Annotated in this window: 14 protein-coding genes and 1 rRNA gene; 2 read left to right on the top strand and 13 right to left on the bottom strand. The window is 65.4% G+C overall.

The annotated features are described in order from the left end of the window. Positions 1-52: 52 nt before the first annotated feature. The 5 genes from J2S97_RS12910 to J2S97_RS12890 form a co-directional block, all read right to left on the bottom strand. Positions 53-1,576 (bottom strand): 16S ribosomal RNA (locus J2S97_RS12910). 526 nt (positions 1,577-2,102) lie between these two features. Continuing rightward, a complete protein-coding gene (gene tyrS, locus J2S97_RS12905) occupies positions 2,103-3,422 on the bottom strand; it encodes a tyrosine--tRNA ligase (protein ID WP_307049980.1) in 1,320 nt (439 codons plus the stop codon). Positions 3,423-3,544: 122 nt separating this feature from the next. Beyond that, positions 3,545-5,773, bottom strand: coding sequence for a HelD family protein (locus J2S97_RS12900; protein WP_307049978.1), 2,229 nt, complete (start codon positions 5,771-5,773; stop codon positions 3,545-3,547). Between the two features lie 146 nt (positions 5,774-5,919). Further along, complete coding sequence (locus J2S97_RS12895; RefSeq protein ID WP_307049976.1) at positions 5,920-6,477, bottom strand: adenine phosphoribosyltransferase; 558 nt, start codon at positions 6,475-6,477, stop codon at positions 5,920-5,922. Positions 6,478-6,537: 60 nt separating this feature from the next. After that, positions 6,538-7,191 carry a DNA-3-methyladenine glycosylase gene (locus tag J2S97_RS12890; RefSeq protein WP_307049974.1) on the bottom strand — a complete coding sequence of 218 codons (654 nt, stop codon included), beginning with the start codon at positions 7,189-7,191 and terminating at the stop codon, positions 6,538-6,540. A gap of 94 nt (positions 7,192-7,285) precedes the next feature. Between J2S97_RS12890 and J2S97_RS12885 the strand changes: the two genes are divergently transcribed. Both J2S97_RS12885 and J2S97_RS12880 read left to right on the top strand, forming a co-directional pair. Continuing rightward, a complete protein-coding gene (locus J2S97_RS12885) occupies positions 7,286-8,806 on the top strand; it encodes a DNA-3-methyladenine glycosylase 2 family protein (RefSeq protein WP_307049972.1) in 1,521 nt (506 codons plus the stop codon). Positions 8,807-8,851: 45 nt separating this feature from the next. After that, positions 8,852-9,346, top strand: a complete 495-nt coding sequence (locus J2S97_RS12880; protein WP_307049970.1) for a methylated-DNA--[protein]-cysteine S-methyltransferase — start codon at positions 8,852-8,854, stop codon at positions 9,344-9,346. A gap of 21 nt (positions 9,347-9,367) precedes the next feature. Here the strand turns inward: J2S97_RS12880 and J2S97_RS12875 are convergent, their stop codons facing one another. The 8 genes from J2S97_RS12875 to argB form a co-directional block, all read right to left on the bottom strand. Then, complete coding sequence (locus J2S97_RS12875; RefSeq protein ID WP_307049968.1) at positions 9,368-10,105, bottom strand: maleylpyruvate isomerase family mycothiol-dependent enzyme; 738 nt, start codon at positions 10,103-10,105, stop codon at positions 9,368-9,370. 30 nt (positions 10,106-10,135) lie between these two features. After that, entirely contained in the window at positions 10,136-10,675 is a 540-nt protein-coding gene (locus J2S97_RS12870) for a pyridoxine/pyridoxamine 5'-phosphate oxidase (RefSeq protein WP_307049966.1), read from the bottom strand. Positions 10,676-10,822: 147 nt separating this feature from the next. Beyond that, positions 10,823-12,250 carry an argininosuccinate lyase gene (gene argH / locus J2S97_RS12865; RefSeq protein ID WP_307049964.1) on the bottom strand — a complete coding sequence of 476 codons (1,428 nt, stop codon included), beginning with the start codon at positions 12,248-12,250 and terminating at the stop codon, positions 10,823-10,825. Between the two features lie 5 nt (positions 12,251-12,255). Further along, positions 12,256-13,461: an argininosuccinate synthase gene (locus J2S97_RS12860; RefSeq protein WP_307049962.1), complete on the bottom strand. Its 1,206-nt coding sequence runs from the start codon at positions 13,459-13,461 to the stop codon at positions 12,256-12,258. A 43-nt stretch (positions 13,462-13,504) separates the two neighbouring features. Next, the gene (locus tag J2S97_RS12855; RefSeq protein ID WP_307049960.1) at positions 13,505-14,035 is read right to left on the bottom strand and encodes an arginine repressor; all 531 of its coding nucleotides are present in this window, start codon (positions 14,033-14,035) and stop codon (positions 13,505-13,507) included. Beyond that, positions 14,035-15,030 (bottom strand): ornithine carbamoyltransferase, encoded by a 996-nt coding sequence (gene argF, locus J2S97_RS12850; RefSeq protein ID WP_307049958.1) that lies wholly within the window; start codon positions 15,028-15,030, stop codon positions 14,035-14,037. The genes J2S97_RS12855 and argF overlap by 1 nt, the downstream gene beginning before the upstream one ends. Then, positions 15,027-16,295, bottom strand: coding sequence for an acetylornithine transaminase (locus J2S97_RS12845; protein WP_307049956.1), 1,269 nt, complete (start codon positions 16,293-16,295; stop codon positions 15,027-15,029). Before J2S97_RS12845 ends, argF begins: the two co-directional genes overlap by 4 nt. Continuing rightward, entirely contained in the window at positions 16,292-17,251 is a 960-nt protein-coding gene (gene argB / locus J2S97_RS12840) for an acetylglutamate kinase (RefSeq protein ID WP_307049954.1), read from the bottom strand. Before argB ends, J2S97_RS12845 begins: the two co-directional genes overlap by 4 nt. Between the last annotated feature and the right edge of the window lie 13 nt (positions 17,252-17,264).

The following is a 17,264-nucleotide window of genomic DNA, read 5'->3' as shown; positions in this document are numbered from 1 at the left end:
AATCCCTCCACACCCGCATACACGGGGCAAGGTGACTGTAGGTGCTCCTTAGAAAGGAGGTGATCCAGCCGCACCTTCCGGTACGGCTACCTTGTTACGACTTAGTCCCAATCGCCAGTCCCACCTTCGACAGCTCCCTCCCACAAGGGGTTAGGCCACCGGCTTCGGGTGTTACCAACTTTCGTGACTTGACGGGCGGTGTGTACAAGGCCCGGGAACGTATTCACCGCAGCGTTGCTGATCTGCGATTACTAGCGACTCCGACTTCATGGGGTCGAGTTGCAGACCCCAATCCGAACTGAGACCGGCTTTTTGGGATTAGCTCCACCTCACAGTATCGCAACCCTTTGTACCGGCCATTGTAGCATGCGTGAAGCCCAAGACATAAGGGGCATGATGATTTGACGTCGTCCCCACCTTCCTCCGAGTTGACCCCGGCAGTCTCCCATGAGTCCCCGCCATTACGCGCTGGCAACATGGAACGAGGGTTGCGCTCGTTGCGGGACTTAACCCAACATCTCACGACACGAGCTGACGACAACCATGCACCACCTGTGAACCGGCCCCAAAGGGGAAGGACTGTTTCCAGCCCGGTCCGGCCCATGTCAAGCCTTGGTAAGGTTCTTCGCGTTGCATCGAATTAATCCGCATGCTCCGCCGCTTGTGCGGGCCCCCGTCAATTCCTTTGAGTTTTAGCCTTGCGGCCGTACTCCCCAGGCGGGGCACTTAATGCGTTAGCTACGGCGCGGAAAACGTGGAATGTCCCCCACACCTAGTGCCCAACGTTTACGGCATGGACTACCAGGGTATCTAATCCTGTTCGCTCCCCATGCTTTCGCTCCTCAGCGTCAGTTAATGCCCAGAGACCTGCCTTCGCCATCGGTGTTCCTCCTGATATCTGCGCATTTCACCGCTACACCAGGAATTCCAGTCTCCCCTACATCACTCTAGTCTGCCCGTACCCACCGCAGATCCGGAGTTGAGCCCCGGACTTTCACGGCAGACGCGACAAACCGCCTACGAGCTCTTTACGCCCAATAATTCCGGATAACGCTTGCGCCCTACGTATTACCGCGGCTGCTGGCACGTAGTTAGCCGGCGCTTCTTCTGCAGGTACCGTCACTTTCGCTTCTTCCCTACTGAAAGAGGTTTACAACCCGAAGGCCGTCATCCCTCACGCGGCGTCGCTGCATCAGGCTTGCGCCCATTGTGCAATATTCCCCACTGCTGCCTCCCGTAGGAGTCTGGGCCGTGTCTCAGTCCCAGTGTGGCCGGTCACCCTCTCAGGCCGGCTACCCGTCGTCGCCTTGGTGAGCCATTACCTCACCAACAAGCTGATAGGCCGCGAGTCCATCCAAAACCACAAAAAGCTTTCCACCCCCCACCATGCGATGAGGAGTCATATCCGGTATTAGACCCAGTTTCCCAGGCTTATCCCAGAGTTAAGGGCAGGTTACTCACGTGTTACTCACCCGTTCGCCACTAATCCCCCCACAAGTGAGGTTCATCGTTCGACTTGCATGTGTTAAGCACGCCGCCAGCGTTCATCCTGAGCCAGGATCAAACTCTCCGTTGAAGTAAAACAAAAACAGACACAACCAGGAACCACGGGAAAACGCGGAACCAGACTGCACAAAATTTGAAACCAGCTGAAAAACAACCGGATCACACCACGGGGTGGCACAACCCAGTCAATCCAACCAATCCATATAAACAAATTGGTATCAACAAACTTGGCACACTATTGAGTTCTCAAACAACAGACACATTCGAATACTTCTCAAACAAATTTTGAATTCATATGAATTCTTTGTTAGTATTTCTTCGCTGCGATGTTTCTAGCTTATTTCATTCATTTCCACTTTGCAAATCCGGATATTCTCTCGAAATTCACTTGATGGAATGAATCCGCCCAGCAAAACGTGAAGCAACTTTTCATTTCTGCGCCTTGCGCATGAAGAATTGCTTCTCATTTGTAGGGGGTTTGTCACCACTCAGCGGCGGCGACTCAGAAAACAATACACGCTCCTCCCCGGCCGTGCAAATCGGCCGGAAAGGAGCGTGCGGTTGACTCCGGGACAGTGCTGGTTCCGGAGGCACTTCTAGTTCGAGGACGCTGCTACTTCCACGGTTGCGAGGTTCTTTTTCCCCCGGCGAAGCAGGAGGTAGCGCCCGTGCAACAGTTCGCTGCCTGGAATGACTGCGTCGGGATCGGTCACCTTGGTGTTGTTGACATAGGCGCCACCTTCACCGACGGTCCGGCGGGCAGCCGATTTGCTGTCCGAGAGCCCGGAGGCCACGAGCAGGTCAACGATGCCAAGGCCGTCGGCGTCAATACGGGCTGAAGGCAGTTCTGCAGTTGCGGCCGTGAGGGTGCGCTCATCCAGAGCCGCGAGATCCCCGCCACCGAACAGTGCCGCGGAGGCGGCGATGACCTTCTCCGTGGCTTCTACGCCATGGACAAGCGAGGTCACTTCGAACGCGAGCCTCCGCTGGCCTTCCCGGGCGAAGGGACGTTCGGCAATGGAAACTTCCAAGGCTTCGATCTCGGCGCGGGTCAGGAACGTGAACACCTTGAGCCTCGCCGCAACGTCGGCATCGGCCGTATTGAGCCAGAACTGGTAGAAGGCGTACGGGCTGCACATCTCCGGATCGAGCCAGATGGCGTTGCCTTCGCTCTTGCCGAACTTGGTGCCGTCCGAATTGGTGATGAGCGGCGTGCCCAGTGCGTGCACGTGCTTGCCTTCAACCTTGCGGATGAGTTCGGTGCCGCTGGTGAGGTTGCCCCACTGGTCCGATCCCCCGGTCTCCAGGACACAGCCGTAGTCGCGGAAGAGCTGAAGGTAGTCCATGCCTTGGAGGATCTGGTAGCTGAACTCGGTGTAGCTGATGCCCTCATCGGAACTGAGGCGGGAGGCGACGGCGTCCTTGCGGAGCATGGTGCCGACACGGAAGTGCTTTCCAATCTCGCGGAGGAAGTCGATCGCGCTCAGCGGGGCGGTCCAGTCCAGGTTGTTGACCATCCTGGCGGCGTTTTCGCCTTCGAAGCTCAGGAAGCGGCGGACCTGCGCCTGGAGGTATCCGACCCACTCGGAAACGGTGTCCTTGGTGTTCAAGGTGCGTTCCGCCGTCGGACGCGGATCACCGATCAGGCCCGTCGACCCGCCGACGAGGCCCAGGGGCTTATGCCCCGCCAGCTGGAGTCGGCGCATCAGGAGCAACTGCACGAGGTTGCCCAGGTGCAGGCTGGGCGCGGTGGGGTCGAACCCGCAGTAATAGGTGATCGGGTCCCCGGCGAGCAGCTTCTCCAGTTCCACTTCATCAGTGGACACGTGGACAAGGCCGCGCCAGTTGAGCTCTTGCCAGATGTTGGCAAAGCTCGGATCGTTCTGCTGGGACTCGAGATCATTTAGTTGGGACACGTGATCTAAGTTAGCAGGATTGGCCGGCCTCCAGCGCAGCGTGACAAGTCCGGCCAGCGCAGCCTGACAGTGCCGCCGGGCAGGCGGGAGGCCGGTAGAGTCCGGTCCCCCGCCGTCGGGGATTAGCGTTCGATGCCTGCCGGCACCGGGGCCGCCGCGATGAGCCGCAGTCGCTGCGTCGGCCGGGTCATGGCAACATACAAGTCACCGACCCGTCCGTGCTCGTGGTTGAGCATCATGGCCGGTTCCAGCACTACCACGCCGTCAAACTCCAGGCCCTTGGCTTCCCTTGGGCTGATGACCACAATGTCCTGCTCGTAGCTGCCGGCACCGGTACCGACGCGGCGGCCATAGGCAGCGCGCAGCGCCGACGTGGCCTGCGGCAACAGGTCGCCGTCGGCAATCACCGCGAGCAAACCGCCGTCGAGCGCATTCAGTTCGTCCGGGAGGACCTCAACGAGCCGGCTGACCACGGTACCGTCATCCACGCGGTCAATGATCGGCGACCAGCGGCCTTCGCGGACTGCTTTGGGGGCCGAGACGACCAGCCCGGCAGCGGTGGCCATCCTGGCCGCCGCTTCAGCGATCTGCGACGGAGTGCGGTAGTTGACCGTGAGTTCCTCGAGCTGCCAGCGGTTGCCGAACATCGGTTCCAGCGCGCTCTGCCAGGAATTGGCACCCGCTACGGAACTGGTCTGGGCGATGTCGCCGACGATCGTGAACGACTTCAGCGGGCACCGCCGGACCAGCAGGCGCCACTGCATGGGCGACAGTTCCTGGGCCTCGTCAACCACAATGTGCCCGAAGGCCCACGTGCGGTCGCTCGTGGCGCGTTCTGCAGCGGTGAGCCGCGCTTCGCGCTCCTGGTTCTGGTCGACGAGTTCCTCGGCCGTCATCAGCACGTCCACGCCGGCAGTTTCCATGTTCACCAGGGTCTGCTTCGCGTTGGCGATGTCCCGTGCACGGTCATGCTCCTGCTGGGCCAGTCCGCGGCCGGCCGCGGGATCAAGCTCGCCCAGCAGTTCGGCGGCCTCATCCAGCAACGGCACATCCGCCTCGGTCCACGGGCTGTCAGCCGGACGGCTCAGCAGGGCGCGTTCGGCGTCGGTGAGATCGGGGGTGCAGGCTTCGAGGATGGCCGGTTTGCTGAACAGCTCGGAGATGAGCTTTTCCGGCGTCATCGGCATCCAGCAGAGGTTGAGCGCGATCCGCACATCGCGTGCCGTGCGGACGTCCTCGGCCAGATACGAGCGGTCGGCATTGTTGCCGATGCTGCCGGTTTCAACGAGCTCGGTCATCTGTTCGGTCAGTTCGCGGAGCAGGATCTTCACGAACGTCAGGCGCGCCTCGTTGTGCGGCTTGTGCGTGGCGCGGGCCTTTTCCCGTGCCCGGCGCACCTGGCGCGGGGTCAGGAGCAACTTGCGGCCGTCCACTTCAAGGATCCGGTTCTCGGCGGGAATGCGCTGCCGGTTGGCCACGGCATTGGCCACCACCTCGGCCATGGAAAGCCGTCCCTTGACGGCTGCGACGTCGGCTTCCTGTTCCGGTACGGCGTTGATGCCCGGCATCAGCCGGCCGACGCTCGCCATGACGACGCCCGTCTCGCCGAGGGACGGCAGGACGCGTTCGATGTACTTCATGAACGACGACGACGGGCCCACGAGGAGCACTCCGGCAGTCTTGAGCCGGTCGCGGTGGGTATAGAGCAGGTAAGCGGCGCGGTGCAGCGCGACGGCGGTCTTGCCCGTACCGGGGCCACCCTGGACAACGACGGCTCCGGAGATGGAGGAGCGGATGATCCTGTCCTGTTCGGACTGGATGGTGCCCACGATGTCCGACATGCGTCCGGTGCGCTTGGAGTTCAGGGCCGCCAGCAGGGCCCCCTCCCCCTGCAGCGATTCATTGTCGGCCAGCATGCCGGCGTCAAGGACGTCGTCTTCAATGGCCTTGACCTCGCGGCCCTGCAGGATCAGATGGCGGCGGCGGCGCACGCCCTGGCGGTCGAAGGCCGTGGCCTGGTAGAAATGCCCGGCTTCAGGCGCGCGCCAGTCAACCATGAGCCGCTGGAGGTCATCCGTGGTGAGGCCGATACGGCCGATGTACTGTGCCTCCCCCGAGTCCAGGTCGAGGCGGCCGAACACCAGCCGGTCGTCCACAGCATCCAGCTGCGCCAGGCGGTCCTCATAGAGGGCCGCGAAGGCGTCCCGTTCGGAAACGTTCTGCATGGTTCCCACGGCTCCGGCACGGCGGACCTGGGCCAGTTGAGTACGCTTTTCCTCGCGCAACTCATCGAGGCGGGCATACAGTCCAGCAACGTAGTCCCGTTCATGGGCCAAATCAGCGTCGAACATCGAGACTTTCCCCTATCGCAAAAGACGGACCGTCCATTCTACAACCATTTTGGTGAACGCGCCTGAAACATTTCAGTTTCGCCGTTTTCCGGTGCCAAACTCCCCGCGGCACCGATCCCGGCGGCACCGATCCCCGGAGGCCCACGTCAGATCCGGATGAGCGAGCGGACACGGTGGCCGGTAAGCGCCGAACGCCCGCGGAGTTCGCCGAGCTCCATGACCACGCCCACTCCGGAAACATGGACGCCGCACCGTTCAAACAGCCTGGTGGCGGCGCCGAGCGTGCCGCCGGTCGCCAGGACGTCGTCGAGAATCAGCACACGGCTCCCGGCAGGCAGGTCGGTGGTGTGCAGTTCCAGCGTTGCGGTGCCGTACTCCAGCGCGTAGTCCTCGGCGACCACCTTGCGAGGTAGTTTGCCGGCTTTCCGGACTGTGACGACGCCGGTGTTGGTGGCGTAGGCGGCAGCGGCCGCCAGCAGGAAGCCGCGCGCTTCAACTCCGGCCACGGCGTCGAACTGTCCTTTGAACGGCTCCACCAGTGCGTCCACGACAGCGCGCAGCGCCGCACCGTTGGCAAAGACAGGCGTCAGGTCCTTGAAGATGATGCCCGGCTTGGGGTAGTCCGGCACCGTGGCGCACAGGCTGTTGATCAGCTGGTCCACGGGGACGGTTCTTCTGGCTTGGCCCGGCTCGGATTGATTCACGCATCCACCCTATGCCGGTGGCGGCCATTCTTCACGGTCCGCCCCGTATGGCAGCGGCGCCTAAACCGGACGGGCTTTCGCGGCCTTATAGCGCGAGACCGTGGGGTCACCGGTCAGCCAGTACCGCCACGGATAGGCGTGGCTGCCCCCCGCACCTGAAACCCCGACGCGCGGTCCCGTGCTGATGTCGCGTGCCCGTGACACCGGCAGCTCCAGCCGGAACGGTTCGCCGAGGACGTCCCGGCCGCTGTCCGCCGTCGTCAGTCCCAGTGCCGTGGCAAGCCGGGCTGGCCCGCTGGCCAGATCCTTGGGGGATTTCGACGTCGGACGCCGCGTCCGTGCAAGTTCTTGGCCGCCCACTATTTCCCCGCCACGGAGCAGCAGCGCCGAGGCAACCCCGGGCGGTCCGCAGACAATGTTGGCGCAGTAGTGCATTCCGTAGGTGAAGTAGACGTACAGATGCCCGGCCGGTCCGAACATGGGCTTATTGCGCCCGGTGGGGCCGCGGAACGTGTGGGAACCCGGGTCCGGGTGCTGGGAGTCGTGCGGCCCGAGGTAGGCCTCCACCTCGGTGATCCGGACCGAGACCGCACCTTCGGGACTGTCATAGGTAAGAACCGCGCCGAGCAGCAGGGGCGCCACGTGCCGGGCGTCCCCGGACAGCAGCTGCCGCACGGCATGTTCGTGTCCGGTTCGTGGCGGGCTGCTGCTCATGCATCGACTTTAACAAGACCGGCTTGATATATACCGCCACGGCCGTGTCCGATTTCCGCTAGCACCGGCTGTGGCGAGCTGACAGGATGGAGCCATGGACTTCTGGCAACGCTACCGGGCTATCGATGCCCGCGACACCCGTTTCGACGGGCAGTTCTATACGGCTGTCAGGACAACCGGCATCTACTGCCGTCCGTCCTGCCCTGCCAGGACGCCGAAGGCGGAGAACGTCACGTTCTACGAAACGTCCGCTGCCGCCCATGACGCAGGGTACCGAGCCTGCAAGCGATGCCTTCCGGAAGCCGTTCCGGGCACACCCGCGTGGAACATCCGTTCCGATATCGCCGGCCGGGCCATGCGGCTCATCAACGACGGCGTGATCAACCGCGACGGCGTGGAGGGGCTTGCCTCGCGGCTGGGTTACTCGTCACGGCAGCTCAACCGGATCCTCAGCCACGAGCTGGGCGCCGGTCCGTTGTCGCTGGCACGGGCCAGCAGGGCGCAGACCGCCCGTACCCTTCTGGTATCCACGCAGATGAAGCTCGCCGACGTGGCCTTCGCGGCCGGGTTCAGCAGCGTCCGCCAGTTCAACGAAACCATCGGCGAGGTCTTTGCCATGACGCCCACGGCGCTGCGGGGCACCGCCCGCCACCACCGGGCACCGCCCGCCACAACGGCACTGACGCTCAACCTGCCCTACCGTGAACCGTTCGACCCGGGCATTTTCGACTTCCTCGCGGTCCGGTCCATTCCGGGAATCGAGACCGGTACCTCGACCTCCTACGCCAGGACCCTGCGGCTCCCCCACGCCGATGCCCGCTTCAGCGTTGAGTACGACGCCGGCGCCCCGGGGCGGCCCCTGATCCTCACCATCGGTGCAGTGGACCTGCGGGACCTGCCGTCCCTGCTCAGCCGGGTCCGGCGGCTCCTGGATCTCGATGCCGACCCGGTGGCCATCGACAGCGCGCTGGCGGCCGATCCGCGGCTGGGGCCGGCCGTCAAAGCCCTGCCCGGCATGCGGATGCCCGGGGCTGTGGATCCGCAGGAGCTGCTGATTCGGGCCATGATCGGACAGCAGATCACCGTCGCAGCCGCCCGGACGGCGCTGACCCAGCTGTCCGGCTGCGGAAGTGAGAGCCAGGTGCCCGCGGACGGCCTGCACCGGTTGTTCCCGACGGCCACCGAGATCGCCGACTCCGGCTTCGGCCTGCTGCGTGGTCCGCAGCGGCGGATCGATTCCGTCCGTACCGCCGCTGCCGCCATAGCCTCCGGGGATCTCGAACTCGGCTACGGCGACGACCTCGCCGGGCTGCACGCCAAGCTCCTCCCGCTCCCCGGCGTCGGACCGTGGACCGTGGGATACGTTGCAATGCGGGTGATCGGGGCCCCGGACGTTTTCCTGGCCAACGATGCCGCGGTGAGAAACGGGATCCTTGCGCTCGACGCCGGCACACAGGCGAACGGCCGGCCGCCCGGCGAACACACAGCGGATTTCACCGAAGTACGCCCCTGGCGCTCGTATGCCACGATGCACCTCTGGCGTGCGGCGGCCCTGCGCTCCAAGCCCAAACCCAAGCTCCCGGTAACCACGCCGTCTGCCGTTCCGGCGATTTAACCCAGACGATCTAGCTCAGAAGACTTGACCCAAGAAAGCGAAGCCATGAAAGCCGAATTACTGACCATGTCCACTCCGGACGGCCCGTTCACCATCATTGCCCGCGACGGCGCCGTCCTGGCGTCCGGCTGGACCGCGGAGCCGGCGGAGCTGACCGGCCAGATCCATCCCGAGCTGCTGCCGGACGAGTTCGTCCCGGTCCTGGAGCTGGGCGAAATTTCTGACGCCGTGGATGCTTTCTACGCCGGCGATCCGGAGCCTGCCATGCGGGTGCGGGTGCTGCAGAAGTCCGGGCCGTTCCGCAGCCATGCCTGGGACGTCCTCCGGACGGTCAGCCCCGGAAGGGCAGTGACGTACACCGAATACGCTGAGCTGTCCGGGAACCCGAAGGCTGTCCGCGCCGCGGCCAGTGCGTGTGCCTTGAACGCGGCAGCCCTGTTCGTGCCGTGCCACCGCGTGGTACGGACGGACGGCACGCTGGGCGGATTCAGGTGGGGGCTCAAGGTCAAGGAAAGCTTGCTGGGACGCGAAAAGCGCTGACACCAGCGGGGTGCGCTGCGGCTATTTGGTGATCGGAACGCCCGAAGGCCAGGGCAGGAGCTCCGGGAGGTCAACACCGTCGGCAGCTGCAGACGCGCGCAGGCTTCCCAGTGTCGGTTCGCGTCCCGCCAGCCACGCGGCAATGTCCGTCAGCATTCCGTTGATGACAGTGGACCGGTTTCCCGTGCCAATAGTCACCGGCGGCAGGCCCAGGGGCTGGAGCACGAACTTCTGCCCCTCCGGAACACGTGCCGCCAGGAATCCGAAAAGCTCCTCGCAGAACGTGCGGCTCCAGGTCTCGGGACCGAGTCCGGTGTTGAGGTCCGAGGTATGGATCACGAGTTCCCGCCACAGGGCGGAACCTCCGTCCAGCACCACTCCGCCGCGGTAGGAAATAGGCACCTGCCAGCCGGCAGCATCCAAAGAATCGAAGGCCCGCAGGGCCCGTTCCAGCGCAGAGTCCAGATCGGCACGATGCTGCGCCAGGCTGTGTCCGGCGGCCATCTCGATAGCCTTGGTGCGGCCTTCATAGCCGCCGTCGTACAGATCCACGGTCTCGCCGCGGCTGGCGAATTCGAGTTGCCGGGCCATGGCGTTCGAGATCCCGGCGATGTGCGCCAGGACGTGCCCGCGCGTCCAGCCTGGCAGCGTGGAGGGTGCGGAGACGTCTTCTTCGGTGAGTTTGCCGGCTTGGGAGGCAACGACGTCGGCAGCTTTGTGGAGTTCGGCGAGCAGTGCGTCCGGTGTGATTGCGGTCATATGGCAATCGTAGCGGACGGTTAATCCGACTTAACGCAGCCCGCGCTCCTGGCCCGGACCATAGCGGTGGCGCACGTGGCGGCGGTCGTGGCGTGCCTGCCAGAACTCGATCTCCAGCGGCTGGATGGCATAGAGCTGCCAGTCCGGATTCCGGCTGCCGTCCGACGCGGGCCTGGCATCCCAGTCCGCCGCGGACGCCTCCGCGGAAAGTGCCACGACGGGGCCAGCCACCCGGACCTGCCTGCCTTGCAGCGGCCAGTAGAAATTCAGTGCGGCCTTCGGGTTGGCCGCGAGTTCCCTCCCCTTGCGCGAGGTGCGCGACGTCGCGATGTGCCAGCCGTCGTCGTCGATGTCCTTCAGGATCAGCATCCGGGACGAGGGCTGCGCCCCGGGCCCCACGGTGGACAGGCTGCACGCGTGCGGCTGCGGCTCGCCTGCGGCCAGCGCCTCCGCGAGCCACCGCCGGAACAGTTCGGCCGGGTCCGCCGGGGCAGCCCCTGCGTCAAAATCCGGCAGATTTTCGGGAAAGTCCGGCAGGGCACGGAGGTGCTGGCGGAAGGCATCGGTCATGGCGACATGCTAGCGGGAAACGTTCAGCGGTAAACCCACAACGCTCTCTCAGTTGTTGCATGAATACCGGCAACGCTCTCTCACTTTCTTGCGGAAGTGAGAGAGCGTTGGCCAAAAAGCTGCAACAACTGAGAGAGCGTGCGGCTGCTAGCTGGTGTACCCGCGGACACCGGCAAGCTCGGCTTCCAGCGCGACGAGCTGGCGCTCGACGGCGGCCGGTGCCGTTCCGCCCTGGGAGCTGCGGCTGTTGAGCGAGCCTTCGGTGCTGAGGACCGTGCGGACCTCCGGCGTCAGGTGCTCCGAGATCGTGGCGTATTCCGCGTCCGTGAGGTCCCACAGCTCCACGCCGCGGCCTTCGGCCTGCTTGACGGCCGCACCGGAGAGCTCATGCGCCTCGCGGAACGGAACGCCCTGTCGGACCAGCCATTCGGCTATGTCCGTGGCCAGTGCGAAGCCCTGGGGTGCCAGCGACTCCATCCGTTCGGTGTTGAACTTCAGCGTCGCGATCATGCCGGAGACTGCCGGGAGCAGGACTTCCAGCGTGTCGGCGGCGTCGAACACCGGTTCCTTGTCTTCCTGCAGGTCGCGGTTGTACGCCAGCGGCAGGCCCTTGAGCGTGGCCAGCAGCCCGGTCAGGTTGCCGATGAGCCGGCCGGCCTTCCCGCGCGCCAGCTCGGCCACATCCGGGTTCTTCTTCTGCGGCATGATCGAGGAACCGGTGGAGTAGGAATCGTGCAGGGTGACAAAGGAGAACTCCTTCGTGGCCCACAGGATGACTTCCTCCGAGACCCGGGACAGGTCAACACCGATCATGGCGGTGACCCAGGCGAACTCGGCGAAGACGTCGCGGGAGGCGGTGCCGTCGATCGAGTTATGGGTTGCCGAGAAGAAGCCCAGGTCCGCGGCCACGGCTTCCGGGTCAAGGCCCAGCGAGGAGCCCGCCAGGGCACCGGAGCCGTAAGGCGAAACCCCTGCGCGCTTGTCCCAGTCCTGCAGCCTCTGCACATCGCGCAGCAGCGCCCAGGCGTGGGCCAGCAGGTGGTGGCTGAGCAGGACCGGCTGCGCGTGCTGCAAGTGGGTGCGGCCCGGCATGGCCACGCCCTGGTGCGCCTTGGCCTGGTCCACCAGTGCCTCGATCGTTGCCAGCACGCCGCGGGCAATAATCCGGGCGTGGTCACGCAGGAACATCCGCCCCAGCGTGGCCACCTGGTCGTTGCGCGACCGCCCGGCGCGGAGCTTGCCGCCGAGCTGGGTGCCGGCGCGCTCGATCAGCCCGCGTTCCAGCGAGCCGTGCACGTCCTCATCGGACTCCGCCGGCAGGTAGGCGCCGGAGGCAACGTCCTCGTCCAGCTGCGTCAGCGCAGCGAGCATGCCTTCGAGCTCGGCATCGTCCAGCAGCCCGGCCTTGTGCAGCACGCGGGCGTGCGCCTTGGATCCGGCGATATCGTAGCGGGCCAGCCGCCAGTCAAAGTGGGTGGACTTGCTCAGTGCCGCCAGGGCGTCCGCGGGGCCGCCGGCAAAGCGGCCGCCCCACAGCGCACCCGTGTTCGTGGCTTCCGCCTTCTGCTCAGCCACAGGGGCTACTTTCCTGCGACGCGGATGTCGCGGCCGGAGGCAACCTTGGCGGACATGCCCCACAGCTCGATGAAGCCGCGGGCCATCGACTGGTCGAAGGTGTCGCCGGTGTCGTACGTGGCGAGGTCGAAGTCGTAGAGCGAAGTCTCGGAGCGGCGGCCGTTGACCACTGCCTGGCCACCGTGCAGGGTCATCCGGATGTCGCCGGAGACGTGCTTCTGGGTGTCTTCGATGAAGGCGTCCAGGGAGCGCTTGAGCGGGGAGAACCACTGGCCGTCGTAGACCAGTTCGGACCAGCGCTGGCCGACGGTGGCCTTGAAGCGGGCCTGCTCGCGCTCGACGGTGATGTCCTCGAGGTGCTTGTGCGCGGTGATCAGCGCCATTGCTCCCGGGGCTTCGTAGATTTCGCGGGACTTGATGCCGACGAGGCGGTCCTCGACGACGTCGATCCGGCCCACGCCCTGGGCACCGGCCCGGCGGTTGAGTTCCTTGATGGCCTGCAGCGGGGTGACCTTGACGCCGTCGATCGCTACCGGAACACCAGCTTCGAAGGAGATGGTGACCTCGTCCGGCGCCGGCGGGAACTCCGGGGCGGCCGTGTAGTCGTAGATGTCCTTGGTGGGGGCGTTCCAGATGTCCTCGAGGTAGCCGGTTTCTACGGCGCGGCCCCAGACGTTCTGGTCGATCGAGTACGGGTTCTTCTTGGTGGTCTCGATCGGCAGTCCCTTTTCCTCGGCAAAGGCGATGGCCTTGTCGCGGGTGAGGGCGAGGTCGCGGACCGGTGCGATGCACTTGAGGTCCGGACCGAGGGTCTGGATGCCCACCTCGAAGCGGACCTGGTCGTTGCCCTTGCCGGTGCAGCCGTGGGCAACGGTCGTGGCGCCGAATTCGCGGGCAGCCTTGACCAGGTGCTTGACGATCACCGGGCGGGAGATCGCGGAGACCAGCGGGTAGTGGCCCTGGTAGAGGGCGTTGGCCTTCAGCGTGGGCATGCAGTACTCGTTGGCGAACTCATCGCTGGCGTCGGCCACGTAGGCTTCGACGGCGCCGCAGCCCAGGGCGCGCTGACGGATGGTCTCCAACGACTCGCCGCCCTGTCCGACGTCGACCGCCACAGCGATGACCTCGGCACCGGTGGCTTCACCGATCCAGCCGATGGCTACGGAAGTATCGAGGCCACCGGAGTAGGCCAGAACAATACGCTCAGTCACGTCAAATGCTCCTTAGTTGTTTGGTTCTTGGTTGTTTTCAAGCTTATTGGCCCGCTTCTTCTGCAAAATGCAGGAAGCGGGCGGCCACGTCCGCGCCGCCCAGCGGGTCGCGGGTGACCAGCAGGACGGTGTCGTCCCCGGCGATGGTCCCCAGGATGGACGGCATGACTGAATGGTCGATGGCCAGGGCCAGGAAGTTCGCCGCTCCCGGCGGGGTCCTGAGTACCACGATGTTCGCCGAAGCTTCCGCGGTGACGAGCAGTTCCCCGCACAGCCGTGCGAGCCGGGCATCCAGGATCTCCTGCGTGACGCCGGACTTGGCCGCACGCTCGCCGCCCTCCCCCGGAACGGCGTAGACGAGCACGCCGTCCTTGCCGCGGACCCGGACGGCGCCGAGTTCCACGAGGTCGCGGGACAGCGTGGCCTGGGTGACCTGGACGCCGTCGTCCGCCAGCAGCGCTGCAAGCTCCGCCTGCGAACGGACCGACTCGCCGGTCAGGATCGCGGTAATCCGCGCCAGCCTGGCCGTTTTGGTGGCCGGACTCGCGCCCTGCGCCGCCGGAGGGACGGACATTATCCGAGTCCTCCGACCGGCGCCAGTCCGTCAACAACGGCCAGCCCCGACCGGTGCATGAGCCAGGCCATCAGCGCCTTCTGGGCGTGCAGGCGGTTTTCCGCCTCGTCCCAGACGATCGACTGCGGGCCGTCGATGACTCCCGCGGAGATCTCATAGCCCCGGTACGCCGGCAGGCAGTGAAGCACGACGGCGTCCGGCGCCGCAAGCTGCATCGCCGCCTCGTCCACGGAGTAGTCGCGGAACAGCTGGAGCCGGGCTTCCTTTTCGGCCTCCTGGCCCATGGACACCCAGGTGTCGGTGGCGACCACATCGGCGCCCTTGAGCGCTTCCGTGGCGTCCGTGGTGATCAGGACCGAGCCGCCCGTTTCCGCTGCACGCTCTTCGGCCGCGGCCACGATATCGGCGGACGGCAGGTAGCCGTCCGGACCCGCGATGCGCACGTGCATCCCGGCGGTCACTCCGGCCAGCAGGTAAGAGTTCGCCATGTTGTTGGCGGAGTCGCCGAGGTAGCTCATGGTGAGGCCCTTGAGCTCTCCCTTGTGTTCCTTGACGGCAAGCAGGTCAGCCAGCAGCTGGCAGGGGTGGTAGTCGTCGCACAGGGCGTTGATGACCGGGACCTTGGAGTTCTCCGCCATGGCCACGAGTCCCGCGTGTGCGCCGGTACGCCAGACGATGGTGGAGACCATGCGCTCCAGGACCCTGGCGGTGTCCTCCACCGATTCCTTGTGGCCGATCTGCGCTTCGCCAGGGTTGATGATCAGGGCGTTTCCGCCCATGTCCGCCACGCCGGTGGCGAACGAGACCCGGGTCCGGGTGGAGGTCTTATCGAAGATGACGGCGACGGTCTTGCGCCCGCTGCGTTCGGCGGCGAACGGCTGGACGCTGTAGGGCGCGGCCTTCATGCGGACGGCCAGGTCCAGGACCTCGGCCTGCTCAGCGGGGGTGAGGTCGGTGTCCTTGAGGAAGTGACGGGTGGTTGCGGAGCTGGTCACTGGGCATCCTTTGCGGTCTGGAGGAGCGTGGGCAGTGCCTGGATGAAGCTGTCCGCCTGTTCGGCGGTCAGGATCAGCGGCGGGGCAAGGCGGATGGTGCGCGGGCCGGGGCTGTTGATGATGAACCCGGCATCGAGTCCTGCGGTGACGACGGCGGGAGCGACTTCCGCGTCCAGGTCAAAGCCGATCAGGAGGCCTTCGCCGCGCACTTCCGTGACGCCGTCGACTGCCGCCAGCTTCGAGCGGAGGCGTTCCCCCACGCTGCGGACGTTGTCCAGGACGCGCTGGCTCTCGATCGCGTGCAGCGTTGCCAGCGCAGCAGCCGTCGCCACCGGATTCCCGCCGAAAGTGGTGCCGTGCTGACCGGCCGTGAGGAGCGCGGACGTCTCGGGGCCGAAGGTGAGCAGCGCCCCGATCGGGAAACCGCCGCCCAGGCCCTTGGCCAGGGTCACCGCGTCCGGGACGATCCCGGCGTCTTCGCTGGCCAGCCATTTGCCGGTCCGCCCGATGCCGGTCTGGACTTCATCGAGGATCAGCAGTGCGCCCGCCTTCGTGGTGGCTTCGCGCGCGGCCTGCAGGTAGCCGGCGGGCAGCGGCCGGACACCGGCTTCGCCTTGGATCGGTTCGAGGAAGACAGCCGCCGTCGTTTCGTCGATGGCGTCCACGAGGGCGTCGACGTCCCCGAACGGGATATGCACAACGCCGCCGGGCAGCGGTTCAAACGGCGCCCGGTACGCTTCCTTGGCGGTCAGGGCGAGGGCGCCCATGGTCCGGCCGTGGAAAGCGCCCTCAAGCGCGATGATCTTGGTCCTTGTTTTCCCGGTCCCATCCGCGCCTGCGCCTGAGTTGCGGCGCGCCAGCTTGAACGCGGCTTCGACGGCTTCGGTTCCGGAGTTCGCGAAGAACACTTTGGAACCGGCCGGCGCCTTGCTAAGTTCGAGCAGCTTTTCGGCCAGTGCGATCTGCGTGGGGCTGGTGAAGAAGTTGGAGACGTGGCCCAGCGTGGCCAGCTGGCTGGAGATCACCGACGTCACGAACGGGTGGGCGTGGCCCATGGCGTTCACGGCGATGCCGCCCAGCAGGTCCAGGTACTCCTTGCCGTCGGCATCCCAGACCAGGCATCCGGCGCCGCGGACCAGGACACGCTGCGGTGTGCCGAAGACGCCCATGAGTGAGGAGGAGTACCGGGTCAGCCACTCGGCTCCGGTTGTGTGGCCGCGGGTCTCCACCAGCTCGACCACCGGGGACTTTTCAATCTGGCTCATGCGTTCGTTTCCTCGTCCGGGACAACCTGCGTGCCAATGCCCGCAGCAGTGAATGTTTCCAGCAGCATGGAGTGCGGCAGGCGCCCGTCCACAATGTGCGCGCGCTCCACGCCTTCGTCGACCGCTTTCAGGCAGGCGGCCATTTTGGGGATCATGCCCGACTCAAGCCGCGGCAGCATCTCCCGCAGCTCTGACGCCGTCAGGGACGAGATGAGCGATGACTTGTCCGGCCAGTTCGCGTAGAGGCCCTCGACGTCGGTCAGGATGACCAGCTTGGAGGCGCCAAGGGCCGCCGCGACGGCAGCCGCCGCGGTGTCCGCGTTGACGTTGAGCACCTGGCCGGTGGTCTGGAACCGCCGGGTTCCTTCGTCGCTGCTGCCCTCATCAATGATTTCCGGGGCGACAGTTGAAATCACCGGGATCCGGCCTGCCGCGAGGATATCGACGATGCCTTCCGGGTTGACGCCCACGACCTCGCCGACCAGGCCCAGGTCCACTTCTTCGCCGTCCACGACCGTTCCCGTGCGGACTGCGCGCAGCAGGCCGCCGTCCTCACCGGACATGCCGACGGCGTAAGGGCCATGGGAGTTGATGAGGCCCACGAGTTCGCGGCCGACCTGGCCGGTCAGAACCATGCGGACCACGTCCATGGCCTCAGGGGTGGTGACGCGCAGGCCGCCCTTGAATTCGGACTCGATGCCCAGGCGGTTGAGCATGGCGTTAATCTGCGGACCTCCCCCGTGCACCACAACGGGGTGGATTCCCACATGGTGCAGGAACACCACGTCCTCGGCGAACGCACGGCGGAGCTCATCGTTGACCATGGCGTTGCCGCCGTACTTGATCACCATGGTGGAGCCGGCGAAACGCTGGATCCACGGAAGGGCCTCAATCAGCGTGCCGGCTTTGTCCTGGGCGTCACTCATTGAGGTGGTCTCGCGTGTCTGGGTGTTCATGCTGTCTCCCCCG

This window comes from Arthrobacter oryzae (genome assembly GCF_030812315.1).
GTDB classification, from domain to species: Bacteria; Actinomycetota; Actinomycetes; order Actinomycetales; family Micrococcaceae; genus Arthrobacter; species Arthrobacter oryzae_B.
The sequence above is the reverse complement of the archived record's forward strand: the minus strand, read 5'-3'. Positions and strand labels throughout refer to the sequence as shown.

Coding starts and splice junctions, on each gene's coding strand:
- J2S97_RS12900 (WP_307049978.1), bottom strand. CDS start 5,773: ATGTTCGACGCTGATTTGGCCCATGAACGGGACTACGTTGCTGGACTG.
- J2S97_RS12890 (WP_307049974.1), bottom strand. CDS start 7,191: ATGAGCAGCAGCCCGCCACGAACCGGACACGAACATGCCGTGCGGCAG.
- J2S97_RS12885 (WP_307049972.1), top strand. CDS start 7,286: ATGGACTTCTGGCAACGCTACCGGGCTATCGATGCCCGCGACACCCGT.
- J2S97_RS12880 (WP_307049970.1), top strand. CDS start 8,852: ATGAAAGCCGAATTACTGACCATGTCCACTCCGGACGGCCCGTTCACC.
- J2S97_RS12875 (WP_307049968.1), bottom strand. CDS start 10,105: ATGACCGCAATCACACCGGACGCACTGCTCGCCGAACTCCACAAAGCT.
- J2S97_RS12870 (WP_307049966.1), bottom strand. CDS start 10,675: ATGACCGATGCCTTCCGCCAGCACCTCCGTGCCCTGCCGGACTTTCCC.
- J2S97_RS12855 (WP_307049960.1), bottom strand. CDS start 14,035: ATGTCCGTCCCTCCGGCGGCGCAGGGCGCGAGTCCGGCCACCAAAACG.
- J2S97_RS12845 (WP_307049956.1), bottom strand. CDS start 16,295: ATGAGCCAGATTGAAAAGTCCCCGGTGGTCGAGCTGGTGGAGACCCGC.
- argB (WP_307049954.1), bottom strand. CDS start 17,251: ATGAACACCCAGACACGCGAGACCACCTCAATGAGTGACGCCCAGGAC.